Origin of the sequence: Eubacterium sp. BIOML-A2, assembly GCF_009680135.1 — a bacterium.
Lineage (GTDB): Bacteria > Bacillota > Clostridia > Lachnospirales > Lachnospiraceae > Faecalicatena > Faecalicatena contortus_B.
Map to the genome: position 1 here is coordinate 13969 of NZ_WKZK01000010.1, position 16965 is coordinate 30933.

Here is a 16965-nt window from a genome sequence, read left to right on the forward strand (position 1 = left end):
CCACGCCCGGCAATTTCACAGAGGACGGCCACATCCAATATAGATGTGCATATTGACCTCATAACTATCGTTAGAGTTTCCGAGAGTGTTCCGTTATTATAGTATCATATATGCCGCCCTCTGTCACTAATATTCTGCTGCGCACAGCACCTTGAGATTCTCTCCCGGTAACAGTCCAGGCCTGCCCGGACTGCTCCCTATTTTCACCTAAAAGTGACAAAGGGTCTTCAGACGTTCCTCTAAGTAAGGCTGTAACCTGGACTGCACATACTCCGGCAAATTGATAATCTTAACCGGATCCGGATTGCCTGCATTCTCCTGGGTAAATGCCGCCACCGCATCATAATATCTGCCTAAAAATTCCGTCCCCAGATTGAATTTGTTGATTCCCTTTGAGAATGCCGTCAGCAGCTGATCGTCCGGTATACCGCTTCCTCCATGAAGTACCAGCGATACATCTGTAGCCGCATGGATCTCCTCCAGCCGCGCAATATCCAGATGCGGGGTGTCTTTATATTCACCATGTGCATTTCCAATAGAAACAGCCAGGGAATTCACTCCCGTCTCCCTGCAGAATTTTTCTGCCGCATCCGCTTTTGTAAACAGATCCTCATTTGCATTATCAGAAGCAGCGGCAGCTCCCACATGTCCGATCTCGCCCTCTACACATACGCCTGACTCATGGGCCTTAAGCACCACTTTTTTGGTCAGTGCAATATTAGTTTCCAGATCGTTCATAGACCCATCAATCATAACCGACTCAAAACCGGCCCCTATCGTATTCATAATGGCATCATACGTAAAATCGTGGTCCGCATGCAGCCCGATCGGCACCTTCACCTCGCCTGCCAGTTCCTTTACCATAGCCGCATAATTGGCAAATCCGGTTGTGTGCTGAACCGTAACATGCTCCGGGTACAGCATCACCATTGCCGGTGTGTTAGCTGCCTCTGCAGCATATACGACTGATCTTGCCATCGTATAATCCATACAGATGAATGAGATCACCGCAGTGTTGCTTTCCTTCGCCATCTTTAATATATTTTCTGTTTTTTCATACATTGTGTTTTCTCCTTCAAATGATGTCTAATTTCGTCTGTTTTCCTTCAACAGGCCCGGCAGAAGCCCGCCTGCAAAAGAATCGCCCAGGCCGACTACCGTGGGATTCTCCACATAGCTCAAATCTTTACAGGGGATACAGTAGATCTTCTCTCCCAGCCTCTCTCCCATACAATCACAAAATGCTGCGCTTTTTGTTTTAACCGGTATATCTTTGGTCTGTTCATAGTCTTCCGGCGTAAAATTGTCACCGATCCGGAAGCGTGTTGACGCCATCGTGACCCCGCCCTCCAGAGATGCTTTCATTGTGCCTGCATTCTCCCCGTAGACCAGCGCCCACGCGGCAGAATGAACCAGAATCAGCTTGATGCCCGAATTGTCATAAACATATTTTACGGCTTCCTCAACTGCCTTTGGATCCAGTATATCAATCGACTTCCCAATATACTGCTGCAGTTCGTCTTCATTCATACTCAGCACATCGATCTGAGGCGCCAGCTGCCGGTGGACATAGCTGCGGAAATCTTTCTTCACATAACACCCATCCTCCATGACTACAACTGCATCTTCCGGCAGATAGGATAAGAGTTTTTTCGTCTTCTCCATCCTGTCTTTCAGCACGTCCGGATCCAAAAGCTCCGAAAAAGAACCCAGCAGGAACACTTCACACCCGCCGATCATCTTACCGAATTCATCCGGCAGAACAGGCATATTCAGACTGTCTTCATCCCGCGAGATCAGGATACGGTTCTCTCTGGGAGTCACAAAATCAATGTCGTTTGCCTGAATCCTCACGCCCTTATGGCACTGCAATACAACGTGCGGATATATCTTATTCTGATCCGGCCCCACCCCCGGCAGAGCCCGGATCTTTGACGGCAGCAGCCGTTTTACATGATCATTGTAGCAGCTGGTCTGCAATACGCTTGAATACCCCAATCGGTCCAGAATAATTCCCGCGCGGGTAGGGGTTCCCCCCAGCGTCACTTCATATTCAAAATGATTCGCAAACTCAATGCACACCTCCGACGTGGAAGGAACCATCTCGCATCCGATTCCCGCCTGCAAATGCGCAAGGCTCATAATCCAAATTGCGCGTTCCGAATCAACCTCGATATCCAGCTTCAGCTCATCCGCATGAATATCAAATGCTTTAATCTGCTCTTCTACCACCTGTGTATCCCATTTCAGTTCATAATCTACACATGTATGAAAGCCTAGTGCAATTCTCTCATTCATTCTGCAGTCTCCTTCGGTCTCATAAAATGTTTCTTTCATAAATTATCCTGAAACGGATAACTTTTTAGTATAATGATGCCTTGCCTGCTGCCTGGAACAGGTCAATCTTATCAAAAGCCACTTTCTTCATCGCTTCCACACAGATCGGCTGAATCTGGTTTGGCTCGCGCAGAGATGCATCCTGAAGAACCTCTCTCATTTTCTCATAATAAGCCGCCTTAATATCGCTGGAAATATTGATCTTATTCACGCCGTGCTCTACAGATTTTGCGATTTCCGAATCTTTGTTAGAAGATCCGCCGTGAAGTACAAGCGGTACATCCACAACTTTTTTAATTTCATCCAGAATATCAATACGAAGTTCCGGTTTCATATCTTTCGGATAAATGCCATGGCATGTTCCGATCGCAATTGCCAGACAGTCAATTCCTGTCTTTTCAATAAAATCCTTTGCCTGCATCGGGTCTGTATATAAGATCTCATCAGGTGCCGTTGTCTCTACGGAATCCGTATTTCCAATGGTGCCAAGTTCACCTTCTACGGATACATTCACCGCATGTGCGGCCTCGCAGACTTTCTGGCATGTTGCAACATTTCCTTCGTAGGGCTGGCTGGAAGCATCGATCATAACAGAGGTAAATCCTGCGCGGATTGCCGTAATTACCTGATCGAAAGTTCCGCCGTGATCCAGATGGATAACCGCCGGTATGGAAGAATTATGTATTCTCTCTACAATTCCCTTCACCATCTCCGTTGAGATATGGCTTAATTCATCCGGATGTATCGCAATAATCACAGGTGCATCCTTCTCCTCAGACGCCTCCATGATGCCGTTAAACATATTATAGTCGCTAATGTTAAATGCAGGTACGGCAAAATGATTTTCATTCGCTACAGCAAGTAATTCTTTCATGTTCATTAACATAGTCATTCTCCTCTTTTCTTCAAATTAATATAATATATCCATTTTCCATTAGCCCTTTACACCGCCGGAAGACATGCCGGCAATAAAGTATTTCTGGAAAAAGATAAACAGAATCAGTACCGGTATGGATCCGAGTACGCTCATAGCCATCATCTGGCTCCAGTCATATGCATGCTGTCCCATCAATAAGTTGATCCCGATCGGAACCGTACGCATTTCCGTTGTCTGTGTCAATGCCAGCGCAAACAGATATTCATTCCACGCCTGCATAAAGGTGTACATCCCTACAGAGACCATTCCAGGTATCGAGATGGGCACTAATACAGACCAAAGAGCTTTCCATCTGGACCCGCCGTCAATCATTACCGCCTCATCCAGCTCCTTGGACAAGGTATTAAAATAACCCGTCATCATCAGGATACAGTACGGCAGTGTCGTAATCAAATAGGTTAGAATCAATGCCAGATATGTATTAAAAAGCTTCATTGCAACAATCATGCCCATGTACGGAATCAGCAGTACAATCGGCGGAATCGCCTGTACGCTGACTATCAGGGAATTAAAAATCTCTTTTCCCGGAAAATCAAACCTGCTGAATGCATATGCCGCAAGTATTCCCACAAACAATGTCAGCAGAACTACGCAGCCCGCTACAATATAACTGTTAATGAAGAATCTTACCTTCGTGGAATCCGTCAGCACTGCTATGTAGGACGCTAAACTGGCTGATGAGTCAATAAATTTGGGCGGCCACGAAAAAATAGCCGAATTGGATTTCAGTGAAGAGCAGATCATCCACAAGATCGGAAATGCCGAAAATAAACCTCCCAAAACCAAAAGAATAGAAACTATGACCTTCGTCGATTTTTTATAACTTCCAACCATCTCCTATTCCCTCACTTTCTTCTGCTGTTTCACATAGAAGATTGCAACGAATATGCAGACTACAAGCAATATTGTGGCTGCCGTTGCCGCCATACTATAATCAACCTTCTGGAACGCTTTTTTGTAAATATATATACTCACCGTCTCTGTTGCATTTACCGGGCCGCCGCCTGTCAACATCCAGATAACATTGAAGGACTGCAGCGTCCAGATAAAATCCAACATTGCGATACTAATCAAAATTGGTTTCAATTGTGGTATGGTAATATGCAGAAAACTCTTAACACCTGTTGCCCCGTCAATTGCCGCACTCTCATACAAATCCCCGGAAATTCCCTGCAGGCCTGCAAGAATACTAATCATATAAAACGGATAGCCGCACCAGATGTTGATAAAGCAGATCACCGCCAACGCGAGCTCTCTATTACTCAGCCACTCCGTATTTTGGGATATCTGCGGAAAAACGGACAGAAGATAGTTAACAATACCCGATGGCTGTAACATTAACTTCCACAGAATCGCAACAACTGATGCCGTAAATACCCACGGAAGAATATAAATAACACGGGCAATTGTTTTGGTTCTGGTCCCAAAATATTTGGTATTCAGCAGCATCGCAAATAACATACCCAGAACCAAATGTGCAACAACGCTTACCACCACAAAGATGATGGTGTTCGATATTGCGCCTAAATACTCGCTGTCTGCAAATATGGCCTTATAATTTGCCAATCCGACAAAATCCGGATTCTTTGAGACGACAGCCCCATCCACAAAAGAGTAACCGATTACCATGCAGATAGGGATAACCATAAAAACAATCATTAACAGTATTGTTGGGGCAAGATATCTGTATGGTGCAGTTTTTTTTGCTGTTAACTTCAAAATCAGTCCCTCCTATTATCCTGTTCTAACTTCATACGCAAAAATCTTTTATAAAAAAGTTAAAACCTCTTTTTAGAAATGGGGGGCAGGGAATTCCCCCCTGCTCCCCACTCTTATTTACCTTTAAGTTATTTACTTTCCTGCTTCGTCAAGGTACCCCTGCCAATTTGAAAGCAGTGTAGCGCTGTCAATTTCACCCTCAAGATATGTAGTTAGATCGTTTGTCATAGAAGTCATAACATCTGATGCGTTAGGAAGGCCAATGAATTCATTAATTACATAGTTCTTCTTATATAACTCATAGTAAGACTGGAATTGTTTTGGCGCTTCGCTGTAATCCGGCTCAGCAACCGTACTGTTCGGGAATGCTGACATAGTAGCTGCCAGTCCTGCAGATGCGGAACCATCTTTTCCGTCCATACCGCCAAGCAGGTAGTTTACAAATTTAGCTGCTTCTTCCTTATTTTCACTGTTTTCTGTAATACCTACAGCCCAGCTGGCATAGCAGATACCGCTCTGGTCTTTGTAATCATCTTTTACCGGAATCGTAGTAGCTTCAAAATTGATGTCCGTAAACTGGCTCATAGTAGCTGCAGATGCTACTGTAAATGCACAGTTGCCCGCTGCAAAGTTACTTGTCATCTCGGATTCTTCCAATGTGCTCATACCTGGATATAAGGAACCGTCGTCATAAAGTCCTTTGAACATCTCAGCAAGTGCCGCCAGATCCGCGTTGTCTTTTGTCTTGTACGCGCCGCTGTCGTCCTTCAGGCTGATTCCTGATCCCCAGCTGGTTCCCATGAAGACATTCTGGATACCGTTTGCGTTTGTTGTACCCAGGTTCAATGCAAATGCGGATTTTCCTGCTGCTGTAATCTTCTTGCAGGCATCTCTCAGCTCGGTCCATGTAGTTGGAATCGCTTCAACTCCGGCCTCCTTCAGGATGTCCATGTTCACATACATTGGATATGCAAAATTCAGAACCGGGACAACATAGCTGGTGCCGTCAACTTTCCATGTATCGCTTGCAAGACTGCTGTCTACGCCAGCGTCTTCAGCAGCAGTCAGAATACCCATATCAACAAATTCTGAAAGCCATGCGCCGTCTACACTGATAATATCTGCGATGGTGCCGTTCGTTGCGCCTGCTGTAATCGCTGTCTTGGTGTCGGCCCAGGGTGCTGTTAATAATTCTACTTTCACACCTGTCTCTTCTTCATATTTGGCACAAATATCATCCAAATATCCGTCCGGGAGCTCTGCCCCCCACCACTGCTGGAACTTCAGTGTCACATCACTTTTAGCGTCGGATCCGCCTTCATCAGCTTTTGCTTCTGTCTTGGCATCTGTTTTTGCTTCTTCCTTGCCTCCGCCGCATGCTGCCAGACTTACCACCATAATGCCCATCATACCAACGGCAAGCCCCTTTTTCATGATCGTACTCAGTTTCATAATGACTCCTCCTTTAATATTTGCGCCTCTATGCATGTAATTTATTTTCATGAACTGCTGGGTTTCATTTCTTTTAGTGCCAGCTTTCTTTCATCATGCATGTTCGGCTGTTATATTGTGTAATTTTATTTTACCACTATTTCACAATAAGTCAATATTAAGCAGATTGATTACTTTATTTTTGTGTATTATTCACAATTTCGTTATATCTTTAACAATATTTCATGAAATATTTTTTCTCTTCCTTTGGAAATTTTATTTCACGACTTAGATTTATTAGCCAGACAATCCCCCTGTTTTTCCCTCTTTTAACACAATCTCAATGCCTTAATTTCTAAAAAAGTCTCAAAAATGACAAACAAGGGAATATCGCACGAATGTTTCTTCGTGATATTCCCTTGTACATTATTTCTAATATGAAAACAATTTGCACATGCTATATTTCTTAACCAGACATTTTATTTTCCAAAACACAATAGACCACAAATATGTTTTGCACTTATATAGAGCGTGCCCCTATCTTCTTAACCTCACGATCATACGTAAATATCCCATTCACTTCTTCTTCCACATCCGAAAGTTGTGTATAGACACTTGCACACAGTCCTTCGGGTATCAACGCTTCTACCTCTTTTTCCAGCTTTTTATACGCCCGGTTGAGCTTTCCTCTATCCGTATATATTCCATACCCATACTGAGTCAGGCAGGTGCTGTGGCCCTCCTGTCTCATCGAATATCCGCCGTATTCAGACAGAACCGCAGCCCTTCTCTCCTCCGGTTTTATCCGAAGCTTAAAAAAATAATTGTGCAGACTCTGTAAGTCTCCACCTCCTTGGTCGAACCATCCGCTGGCTTGGTCGATCAGTCGGGAGGGATCTGATTTTCTCAAAATCTGCGTCATATCCTCAGTCTGGAACTGCCCCCATCCTTCATTGAATATCACCCATACGGCAATGCTTGGGTGCCCCTTCAGCCGCTCTGCCGTCTCTTTCATCTCCTTTATAAATTCCAGGCGCCCTTCTTTTTTTTCTCTGGCCAGTAGCCTGGTGTACACATCCCTGATCCTCCGGCTCCTCCAGGACAATATGGTGGCTGCATAAGTCACGAACCACGGTTTATACTTTCCGCCCCCATTCACCATATCCTGCCACACAACCATCCCCAGCCGATCACAGTGATAATACCATCTCTGAGGTTCAATCTTAATATGTTTGCGTATCATATTGAAGCCCATATCCTTCATAGACTGTATATCGAATATAATCGCCTGGTCGGATGGCGCCGTGTAAAGTCCGTCCGGCCAGTACCCCTGATCCAGCACGCCTTTCTGGAACTGCACCTTATGGTTAAGGCAGATTCTGGGGCATCCGGTCCGGTCAGGCTCAATCGTAAACGTACGCATGGCAAAATAACTCTCTGCCCTGTCCTCCCCCAATTCCACTGTAAAATAGTAGAGAAAAGGCTCCTCACACGTCCACGGACATACCGCGGGCAGAGAAACCTCGATGCCCTCTCCCGGCATCCCCTGCGCACTGCTCCAATCCTGTATTTCCTGGGTTTTCCCATCTGCCACGTCGACGGGCGCGCACATAGGACTGCTATATACCCCTGGCTTCCTGACACGGATTTCAACCGGAATATGCGCATTTGCCTCCACCGTAATCCGCACCTTTCCTCCGTCAAAATCCGGTTCCGCATGAATACTCTGTATATACTGTTCTGGCACGTCCTCCATCCAAACGGTCTGCCAGATCCCGCTCTGCGCCGTGTAGAACATGCCGCCTCTGTCCAGCTTCTGCTTTCCCCTGGCGTGGTAGGAAGTATCGCTCAGATCCTTCACGGCCAGCACGATTTCATTTTCTCCCGGCTTTAAATATGCCGTGATATCCGCCTCAAAAGGCAGATAACCGCCTGTATGCCGCGCCGCCCTCCTGCCGTTAACAAAAACTACACAGGACTGATCCACCGCTCCAAAATGAAGCAGCCGTCTACCGCCCTTCCCGCCGTTTTTTGTCTCTTCGCTAACCCGGCAGTCATCCGGCTGCGGCATAGCAAAGGTTCTCCGGTACCAAAGATATTCATTCGGCTGAAGCTGCCTCCCCACACCGGACAGAACACATTCCGGAGAAAAAGGCACCAGGATATGTCCGTCATATTCCGAAGGCCTGGAAAAAGCTTTTGTAAAAGCGTATTCCCATTCCCCGTTAAGATTTATATAGCTGTCCCTTACCATAAGGGGCCTCGGATACTCCTCCAGCACATGCTCCCTGTCAAGTTCCCTTCCCCACTTGGTATAAAGTTGTTTCATAAACATCCTTTCGTTTTAATCTTCACGTTTTGTTCTCATAACAAGCGCCGAATGCCGTCCCATATTCAGCACGACCTCCCCGCTGTGGATCAGATAAACATCCGGCTCCACCGTATAGCCCTCTTCGTAACTGTAAAGCAGGCGTTCCATCCTGCCCGTCACGGGCACTTCCGCCATCCAGACCGGTACCGTCACTTCCCGCAGCTCTTTGCTGTTATTGAGGACTACCACAATCTGCTCATCCCCCTGAAATCTGCCGTACGCCAGTATATTATCCGCCCAGTACAGCATCCGCAGCGAACCCTGCCTCAGAGGCTTCTCGCTCTTATGGATGCGGATCATTTCCTTATGGAATTCCAGCATCTGACGGTCTTCTTTTCCCCATGGATATGTCCGTCTATTATCCGGGTCCGTAAATCCGCAAAGGCCCGCCTCATCCCCGTAATATATGGTAGGCGCACCGATCCATGTCATCTGGATCACAACTGCTTCCCGCATAACCGCATGGTTGACCCCTTCCTCCGCTGCTCTTGAGCCTAAATGCTCCACTCTTCCGACAATGTGGTTGGTCCGGGTCAGAAAACGGGAATGATCGTGGTTGGACAGTTCGTTCATCGCAACCTGCAGCGACGGTGTCAGCATAGTCGCCATAAAATGCCGCATTGTTTTCACAAAATTGTCTCCATTGCCCCAGAGATCCGTCCTCCGCTCATCGCTGTGCTTCTCCATTCCGGTCAAAAACCATGTTACCGGTTCCATAAATGCGTCATAATTCATAACGCTGTCCCACTCATCCCCCTGCAGCCATTCCGTAGGATCGCCGTAATGCTCCGCAAGAATCAGCGCATCCGGCCTGGCCTTCTTCACTTCCTGCCTGAACCGTTTCCAGAACATGTGGTTATACTCATTGCTGTACCCAAGGTCTGCCGCTACATCCAGACGCCAGCCGTCTACATTATAGGGAGGGGAAACCCACTTCTTCCCAATATCCATGATATACTGCTCCAGCAGCGGAGAATCCTCGTAATTCAATTTAGGCAGCGTATCGTGCCCCCACCATCCGTCATATGCATAATTGTACGGCCAGGCAGAGTCGCTTTCATTAAAGAAATGGAAAAATGAGCGATACGGGCTTTCCGCACTGACAAACGCCCCTTTTTCATATCCCGCCTGCTGCTCGTAGATCCGTTCTTTGTCCATCCACTTGTTAAAGGAACCGCAGTGATTGAATACCCCGTCCAGAATCACACGCATTCCCCGGCTGTGCATAGCCTCCACCAGATCGATAAACAGCTGGTTGGATGCCTCCAGGTTTGCCTTATCACCGGTGCGCTTCTGGTATTTGGTGGCCTCAATATTATCCGCTGCCCACTCAGGGAGAACCAGCCCTCCGTCTTTTGCCAGCTTCCCATAGTGTGGATCTATATAATCGTAGTCCTGTATATCGTATTTGTGATTGGACGGCGAGACAAACAGCGGATTAAAATAAATAACCTCCACGCCCAAATCCTCTAAGTAATCCAGCTTATCCATGACTCCCTGCAGATCCCCTCCGTAAAATCTCCGGATATCCATGGCCTGAGGCAGCTGATCCCAATCCGTAACTTTCTGGCACGGCTCCCCGATATAAATATATTCCCAGTCCTCCACATCGTTGGACTTATCGCCGTTACAGAACCTGTCAACAAAGATCTGATACATAACAGCCCCTTTTGCCCAATCCGGCGTAGAGAATCCCGGAACTATAACAAAGGCATAGAAATCCACGATTTCCTTCGCCACTCCGCACCTGTTAAAATAGCAGGTCTCCCCGTCTTTTTTCACCCCAAAGCTGTAGGAAAAGGGGTCTTTCCCCAGCTGCCAATCTATCTCATAATAATCAAACTCCCCACGGGAGTCTGTCTTCTTCATTTTATACCCACCAGTCTTGGTTAAAATACAGACTTCATCTGCATCATCCTTCGCCGTTCTGAACTTGAGCTTCACTTTCTCATACTCATCAGGCTCTGCAGGAATCACATAGCTGGACGTTCCATCACAAAATAGTGCGTCCTTATTCATAAAAAACCTCCTTAGGGGCAAGCCCTCCCTCCTCTGGAAGTACTTGCCCCATTACTCTTCTACTCTCCAAAAAGTGCTTCGAATTCACTTCTCGTAATTTTTTCTTTTTCCAACAGCAAATTAGCGCAAGCCTGTAATACAGAATCGTATTCCTTCAGAATAGATCTTGCTTTCAAATAGCATTCGTCAATGATTCTCTTCACTTCTTCATCAATCGTGCTGGCTACCTTCTCGCCGTAGCCCCTTGATGTGTGTCCAAAATCCCGGCCGATAAATACTTCATCGCTGTCGTTATCATAGTTGATCAGCCCCAGACGTTCAGACATACCAAACTTCATAATCATGGAACGGGCAATCGCCGTTGCCTGTTTGATATCCTGTGATGCGCCTGTGGTGATATCATCAAACACTTCCTCTTCCGCCACACGGCCTCCAAGTGACACGGTAATCTCCTGGAGCATATGCCCCTTTGTATTGAACATATCGTCTTTCTCCGGCAGAGGCATCGTATAACCGCCCGCTCCTCCTGTCGGAACAATAGATACGCTGTAGACAGGCCCCACATCCGGCAGTACATGGAACAAAATCGCATGGCCGGCCTCGTGGTATGCTGTAATCCTGCGCTCTTTATCTGACACTATACGGCTCTTCTTCTCCGGTCCGATTCCCACTTTTATAAAAGCATGGCGGATATCGGACTGCTGTAGAAATACGCGTCCCTCTTTTGCAGACAGGATGGCAGCTTCATTCAGCAGGTTTTCCAGATCTGCGCCGGTAAATCCAGCCGTCGTCTGTGCAATCTGCTTCAGATCCACGTCGTCTCCCAGCGGTTTATTCTTTGCGTGAACTTTCAGGATCTCCTCGCGTCCGCCCACATCCGGGCGCCCAACAATTACATTCCTGTCAAATCGTCCCGGCCTTAGAATCGCAGGATCAAGAATATCTTTTCTGTTGGTTGCCGCCATCACGATGATGCCTTCATTCACACCAAAACCATCCATCTCCACAAGCAGCTGGTTCAGCGTCTGTTCCCGTTCATCGTGTCCGCCGCCCAGACCGCTTCCCCTGCGCCTTGCAACAGCATCAATCTCATCGATAAAAATAATACAGGGGGAATTCTTCTTCGCATCCTGGAACAGGTCACGCACGCGGGATGCACCGACTCCGACAAACATCTCCACAAAGTCGGAACCCGAGATGCTGAAAAACGGAACTCCTGCTTCCCCTGCAACTGCTTTTGCAAGCAGCGTCTTACCGGTTCCCGGAGGTCCCTCAAGCAGAACGCCCTTGGGAATTCTCGCACCAACCTGAATATATTTTTTAGGAGACTTGAGGAAATCTACGATCTCTTCCAGCTCCTCTTTTTCCTCTTTTAAACCTGCCACATCCGCAAATGTCACCTTTTTGTCCGTATCCGTGGTCATCTTTGCGCGGCTCTTGCCAAAATTCATCGCCTTGGCATTGGCCCCGCCCCCCTGACGGTTCATAAACATAAAGATCACCGTGATTCCCAAAAATGTGATCAGAAGCGGTACCAGTATCGTTGTAAACCATGAATCCTGGGGAACATCCAGCAGTTTATACTCTATTCCCGCCTTATCCAGAATATCCTGCGTCTTCTCTACATCAGATGTAGTAACTTGTTTTACAGCCCCGCTGTCCTTGAGCGTCACGGTCACAACACCGGTGGGAGCGGTCTTATTCTGCTTAATGATAACATCCTGTACATTTTTATCTTTTACTTCCTGTACAAAGCGTTGGTTTGTCATCTCCTGGTCTTTCACCTGGAATCTGTTTGTAAGCCACAGTGCAAGGAAGACAATCACAATAAATGTAAGAAATGTCGCACCGCCCATGCTTTTATACTTTTTGTTGTTCAATGGTGTGTACTCCTTCCTATTCTACTCCTTCCACCACACCTATATATGGCAGATTTCTATATTTCTGAGCGTAGTCCAAGCCATAGCCGACTACGAATTCGTCCGGTATCTCAAATCCTACATAATCTACTTTCACGTCTTTTTCTCTTCTTTCAGGCTTATCCAGAAGCGTGCACAGATGCAGGCTCTTTGGGTGGCGCTGTCTTAAAGTTTCCATCAGATAGTACAACGTTCTTCCGGAATCAATGATATCCTCCACAATCAGGACATCCTTTCCCTCGATCGACTCATCCAGGTCTTTGGCAATACGTACAACTCCGCTGGATGATGTTCTGTTGCCATAGCTGCTTACGCTCATATAATCGATGGATACCGGTACGGTAATCCTCTTGGCAAGCTCGCACATAAAAAATGCGCCGCCCTTTAAAATGCAGATTAAGTGCACCTGCCGCCCTTCATAGTCTTTGCTGATCTGTTTCCCCAAAAATTCAATTCTTTCGTCAACTTCTTTTTCTGGTACTAAAACCGTAATCTTCTCTGACATCACTTTTTTCCTCCGTTACTTTTATCTCCAGCACCCGGTGCGTCTGCACGGTTATCTGGCAGGCACTGCTCATACGATACCCCAATATCCATATAATCTGCTTCTCATCTGCAATCAGCGGAACGCAGTCCCGCTCTTCGGACGGTATCTTCTCATTAATAAAATAGGACTTGATCTTCTGGCTCCGTCCGTCTTTATCAATCACGATGCTGTCCCGTCCCTGTCTGGGCCTGATAATCAGGTCACCTTTTATTATATCATAGTCAAACCATTTCGTGTAGGTTTTTTGGGGTGCTTGTTTTGCCGAAAAATCAACCGATTTTTCCAGTATACTACAGCATATCGTCAGATTCAGTTCCGGCACCCGGGTAATTCCCGGTACACGTAATTGTATAGGGGAGAAACCCTTTTTCTGCACATCTGTTTTCTTCTTCAGCACAACACCGTCATAATTCCTGACGGCCTTCACCGAATATGGCAGATCCCTGCTTCTGCCGGTCTGTTTCTCAAACAGTCCGGCCACCGCTTCCACATGCGCCATGGTAATATCCCTTTCTGCGCCCGCGGCCCTAGTCAAACATCTTCTGATCAGAAGACCCTGCAGCACCCGGTGAAGCTTCCGGTATCCGGCTTCATAAATGCAAATGCCTCCGTCCTTTTGTTTGGCCGCGCAGTCCTGATAAGCCTGCTCCGTCTGCATCTCCATATAATCCTGCAGCCCGCGTATCTGCTCCATCGCCTCATTCATATGGCGCACGGCCTGCGCATTAACTTGTTCTTCCAGAACAGGGATCACCTGATGGCGCAGCCGGTTTCTCGTATAGTCATCCTCCTCGTTCGTCTCATCCTGGCAGAACCCGCAGCCAATCTCCTCCACAAACCGCTCGATCTCCCTGCGGTTCAGGCAGAGCAGCGGACGGATAATATTTCCCGCCACAGGCTGAATCCCGCCAAGCCCCTTCAGCCCCGTTCCCCTGGACAGATTCATAAGGAGCGTCTCCGCGTTGTCATTCTGATGATGGGCCATAGCAATTTTAGTTCCCCCGCAAGCAAGCAAAGTCCTCTCAAAAGCCTCCCTGCGCACAACACGGCCGGCCTCCTCAACAGATTGTTTCCGTTTTTTGGAAATTGATTCCACATTTTCATGATAAACCACACATTTTACATCATGTTTCCTGCACAGTTCCTGCACAAACACCTCATCGCGCTTAGCATACTCCCCGCGAAGCCCGTGATTCACATGTACAGCCACAATCTCAATCCCCATCTTCTCACGAAGTTCCAGAAGCACAAAAAGAAGGCATACCGAATCCGCTCCGCCCGATATACCTGCGACAATCTTATCTCCACTAACAATCATCTGATAACGCCCAATAAACCCCAAAACCTTTTCCATAAGTAAACTATAACTAATTTTGTGGGGAAATGCAAGGGGGAGTACGCCTGGCTGAAATGGGGAGGAGGATGCCGGGGAAGAAACGGGGAAGGGCACGGGAAGTGACCCGCTTACGGAGAAGTACTAACGCCAAAGACACCGCCCGCGGGGGCACGTACATCATGCAGCGAGAAAGCCTGATGCTTTCTCGCCTTAGGATGTACTGGGAAGTGATTTTGGAAAATCACTTCCCATCCCCCGCGGGCGGTGTCTTTGGTGTAAGTACTTCTAAACCGTGCGCTCTACACTTCCCGTGCCCTTCCCCGTTTCTTCCCCGGCATCCTCCTCCCCATTTCAGCCAGGCTATGTTCATCCTTTTACTAAGAAAATTAGTTTGATGGGGATTCACTGGCGGGGCCAGTGAATCATCTTGACCCCTCGGCAATAATCCGCCCCAGCCCGGACCGTCCCGTGCAGGCTGCAGCCATCCGTCATCCCCGTCCGTGCGCAACCCGCGAAGCGGGCGCCTATTACGGCCGGATGCGCCAAGCCTTGGGAAGCGGACATAGTGTCGTCTAGAAGCGTGGGATGGCTGTTAGCTGGCGTAAAGTAAAAAAGCAGGATAACCGGGGTAATTTTTGTGATTCCGAATCACAAAAATTCCTGGACCCAACGCGGGAAGCCATCAGGGCTTCCCGTGATGTGTCCAGGTTGCCCCGGTTTTCCTGCTTTTTTACACTACGCCAGCTTACAGTCATCCCCCGCTTCCAGACGACACTATGTCCGCTTCCCAAGGCGCCCCCCCTCCGCCTAATACCGCTCGCCCCCTAGCACTCCCAGAGGCCGACTACCAGGACCGTCATGTCATCCATAGGCGCCGCGTCCCCATTCCAGTTCAGTACCTGTTCGAGGATATGATGTGCCATTTCTTTTGGGTTATTCATGGCGGTTCCCTGTATGATTGTCTCCAGCAGGATGTCCTGCTCTCCTACGGGGAGGGCATCCATGATGCCGTCGGTTACCATGATGACGAAATCGCCGTCCTCCAGCTGACGTTTTACGGAGTCTATTTCTATGGTGTGCAGTACGCCGATTGGAAGACTCGTGGAACTCAGGTGTTCTACCTTGTCCTTCTTTTTGATGAAGGTGGAGGACGCACCTGCTTTTATTAATTCGCATGTGCCTGTGTATAAGTCAAATACACTCATATCTATTGTGGAGAAATGTATTTCTTCTCTCCCCATAACCAAGGTTGTGTTGATCATCTGGATGGCGGTTTTTTCCGGAAATCCGGCTTCCAGCAGCTCCTCCAGAAGCTCAATTACGAGCGTACTTTCACGGCACGCTTTTTCTCCGGAACCCATGCCGTCCGATAAGGCAACTCCCTGACGGCCTCCGGACAGCTCCATCATCATGAAGTTGTCTCCTGATATCTGGCTACAGCCTTTTCCAATCCGCGCAACTCCCTGCAATGTATAGAATGCGGGGCCTTCCATGCATACTACGGTTGTGTAGTCTCTCCCCAGCATCTGGCAGTGGGCTCCGTCCAATACGAACCGCCGCCCCATTACTTCTGATACGCCCCTGACCAGCTCCTTTGTTGTGACGCATTCATTCTGCATGGCCCGGGCGGTTATATGCACCTCATACTTTCCTTCGCGGTTCATAAAAAAGTTCGTGTATAATACCCGTATTCCTTTCCGTTTCAGGTGCGCGCTGATCTTCTTCTCCAGACGCTCGTCCGTAAACATGCTGTCCTCCAGCTCTTTTGCCGTACTGCGGATCATATCTGCAAATGTATCCATCTGCACGGCACACCCTTCCCGGCTCTGGGCAATCCTGTTAATCCAGATCATATTCTGCCGCGCTTCATGGAAAGCCTCCAGCATCTCCCGCAGAAATCTGGGAGCCATAATACACCTTTGCTGCAGCTTTCTTTTTGTCTCCGTGTTCAGTTCATTGCCATAACTGTCCACTGCCGACAGTATCTCGTATCCCATCTGGTAGGTGTGAACAAAATTCTCTCCCCAGCACCAGGAACACTTTTCACAGTTTTTGCAGACTTTTCCTTTCACTTTCTCGAACATTTCTTCTATTTCTTCGCTGCTGAATGTTTTTTTCTTTTCTTCCAGTTTTAAAAATGTGTGGGACAGTTGTTTCAGGGAATCTGCAAATTTTTCAATCTGGGCCACATAGGGGCTGGAATGTAATACTTGTCCTTCTTCCATGCTTTCCCCTCCTATTCTTCGTATTTTCTGTAAAACATAAATATGAGTTTCGTTTCAGAAACCAATCTCTGCGGTATCTGCCGTATTGCGCATCTCCCCCGCCGGCTTGTGGCAATACGGTATA

At 47.6% G+C, this 16965-nt stretch carries 12 protein-coding genes; all 12 read right to left on the reverse strand.

Features of this window, described 5'->3' with window-relative positions; genetic code table 11:
* Window positions 1–207: 207 nt before the first annotated feature.
* Entirely contained in the window at window positions 208–1062 is an 855-nt protein-coding gene (locus GKG43_RS05635) for a class II fructose-bisphosphate aldolase (protein WP_050639038.1), read from the reverse strand.
* 24 nt (window positions 1063–1086) lie between these two features.
* Window positions 1087–2298 (reverse strand): ADP-dependent glucokinase/phosphofructokinase, encoded by a 1212-nt coding sequence (locus GKG43_RS05640; protein WP_129878864.1) that lies wholly within the window; start codon window positions 2296–2298, stop codon window positions 1087–1089.
* 64 nt (window positions 2299–2362) lie between these two features.
* On the reverse strand, window positions 2363–3223 hold the full coding sequence (locus GKG43_RS05645) for a ketose-bisphosphate aldolase (protein ID WP_050639039.1): 861 nt from the start codon (window positions 3221–3223) through the stop codon (window positions 2363–2365).
* Between the two features lie 48 nt (window positions 3224–3271).
* The gene (locus tag GKG43_RS05650) at window positions 3272–4108 is read right to left on the reverse strand and encodes a carbohydrate ABC transporter permease (protein ID WP_050639040.1); all 837 of its coding nucleotides are present in this window, start codon (window positions 4106–4108) and stop codon (window positions 3272–3274) included.
* Window positions 4109–4111: 3 nt separating this feature from the next.
* A complete protein-coding gene (locus GKG43_RS05655) occupies window positions 4112–4993 on the reverse strand; it encodes a sugar ABC transporter permease (protein ID WP_055152261.1) in 882 nt (293 codons plus the stop codon).
* 132 nt (window positions 4994–5125) lie between these two features.
* A complete protein-coding gene (locus tag GKG43_RS05660) occupies window positions 5126–6445 on the reverse strand; it encodes an extracellular solute-binding protein (RefSeq protein ID WP_129878865.1) in 1320 nt (439 codons plus the stop codon).
* 499 nt (window positions 6446–6944) lie between these two features.
* Complete coding sequence (locus tag GKG43_RS05665) at window positions 6945–8753, reverse strand: sugar-binding domain-containing protein (protein WP_050639043.1); 1809 nt, start codon at window positions 8751–8753, stop codon at window positions 6945–6947.
* Window positions 8754–8768: 15 nt separating this feature from the next.
* Window positions 8769–10814, reverse strand: coding sequence for a glycoside hydrolase family 13 protein (locus GKG43_RS05670; protein WP_129878866.1), 2046 nt, complete (start codon window positions 10812–10814; stop codon window positions 8769–8771).
* Window positions 10815–10873: 59 nt separating this feature from the next.
* Entirely contained in the window at window positions 10874–12694 is a 1821-nt protein-coding gene (ftsH, locus tag GKG43_RS05675) for an ATP-dependent zinc metalloprotease FtsH (protein WP_050639045.1), read from the reverse strand.
* A 16-nt stretch (window positions 12695–12710) separates the two neighbouring features.
* Window positions 12711–13238 carry a hypoxanthine phosphoribosyltransferase gene (gene hpt, locus GKG43_RS05680; RefSeq protein WP_050639046.1) on the reverse strand — a complete coding sequence of 176 codons (528 nt, stop codon included), beginning with the start codon at window positions 13236–13238 and terminating at the stop codon, window positions 12711–12713.
* Entirely contained in the window at window positions 13195–14598 is a 1404-nt protein-coding gene (tilS, locus tag GKG43_RS05685) for a tRNA lysidine(34) synthetase TilS (protein WP_243125825.1), read from the reverse strand. The genes hpt and tilS overlap by 44 nt, the downstream gene beginning before the upstream one ends.
* 842 nt (window positions 14599–15440) lie before the next feature.
* Window positions 15441–16841: a SpoIIE family protein phosphatase gene (locus GKG43_RS05690; protein ID WP_025653681.1), complete on the reverse strand. Its 1401-nt coding sequence runs from the start codon at window positions 16839–16841 to the stop codon at window positions 15441–15443.
* Window positions 16842–16965: the final 124 nt, after the last annotated feature.

What these genes read in the sequence shown, in the direction of transcription:
- GKG43_RS05635 (WP_050639038.1), bottom strand. Translation starts at nt 1,062, where the DNA reads ATGTATGAAAAAACAGAAAATATATTAAAGATGGCGAAGGAAAGCAAC.
- GKG43_RS05640 (WP_129878864.1), bottom strand. Translation starts at nt 2,298, where the DNA reads ATGAATGAGAGAATTGCACTAGGCTTTCATACATGTGTAGATTATGAA.
- GKG43_RS05645 (WP_050639039.1), bottom strand. Translation starts at nt 3,223, where the DNA reads ATGTTAATGAACATGAAAGAATTACTTGCTGTAGCGAATGAAAATCAT.
- GKG43_RS05650 (WP_050639040.1), bottom strand. Translation starts at nt 4,108, where the DNA reads ATGGTTGGAAGTTATAAAAAATCGACGAAGGTCATAGTTTCTATTCTT.
- GKG43_RS05660 (WP_129878865.1), bottom strand. Translation starts at nt 6,445, where the DNA reads ATGAAACTGAGTACGATCATGAAAAAGGGGCTTGCCGTTGGTATGATG.
- GKG43_RS05665 (WP_050639043.1), bottom strand. Translation starts at nt 8,753, where the DNA reads ATGAAACAACTTTATACCAAGTGGGGAAGGGAACTTGACAGGGAGCAT.
- GKG43_RS05670 (WP_129878866.1), bottom strand. Translation starts at nt 10,814, where the DNA reads ATGAATAAGGACGCACTATTTTGTGATGGAACGTCCAGCTATGTGATT.
- hpt (WP_050639046.1), bottom strand. Translation starts at nt 13,238, where the DNA reads ATGTCAGAGAAGATTACGGTTTTAGTACCAGAAAAAGAAGTTGACGAA.
- tilS (WP_243125825.1), bottom strand. Translation starts at nt 14,598, where the DNA reads ATGATTGTTAGTGGAGATAAGATTGTCGCAGGTATATCGGGCGGAGCG.
- GKG43_RS05690 (WP_025653681.1), bottom strand. Translation starts at nt 16,841, where the DNA reads ATGGAAGAAGGACAAGTATTACATTCCAGCCCCTATGTGGCCCAGATT.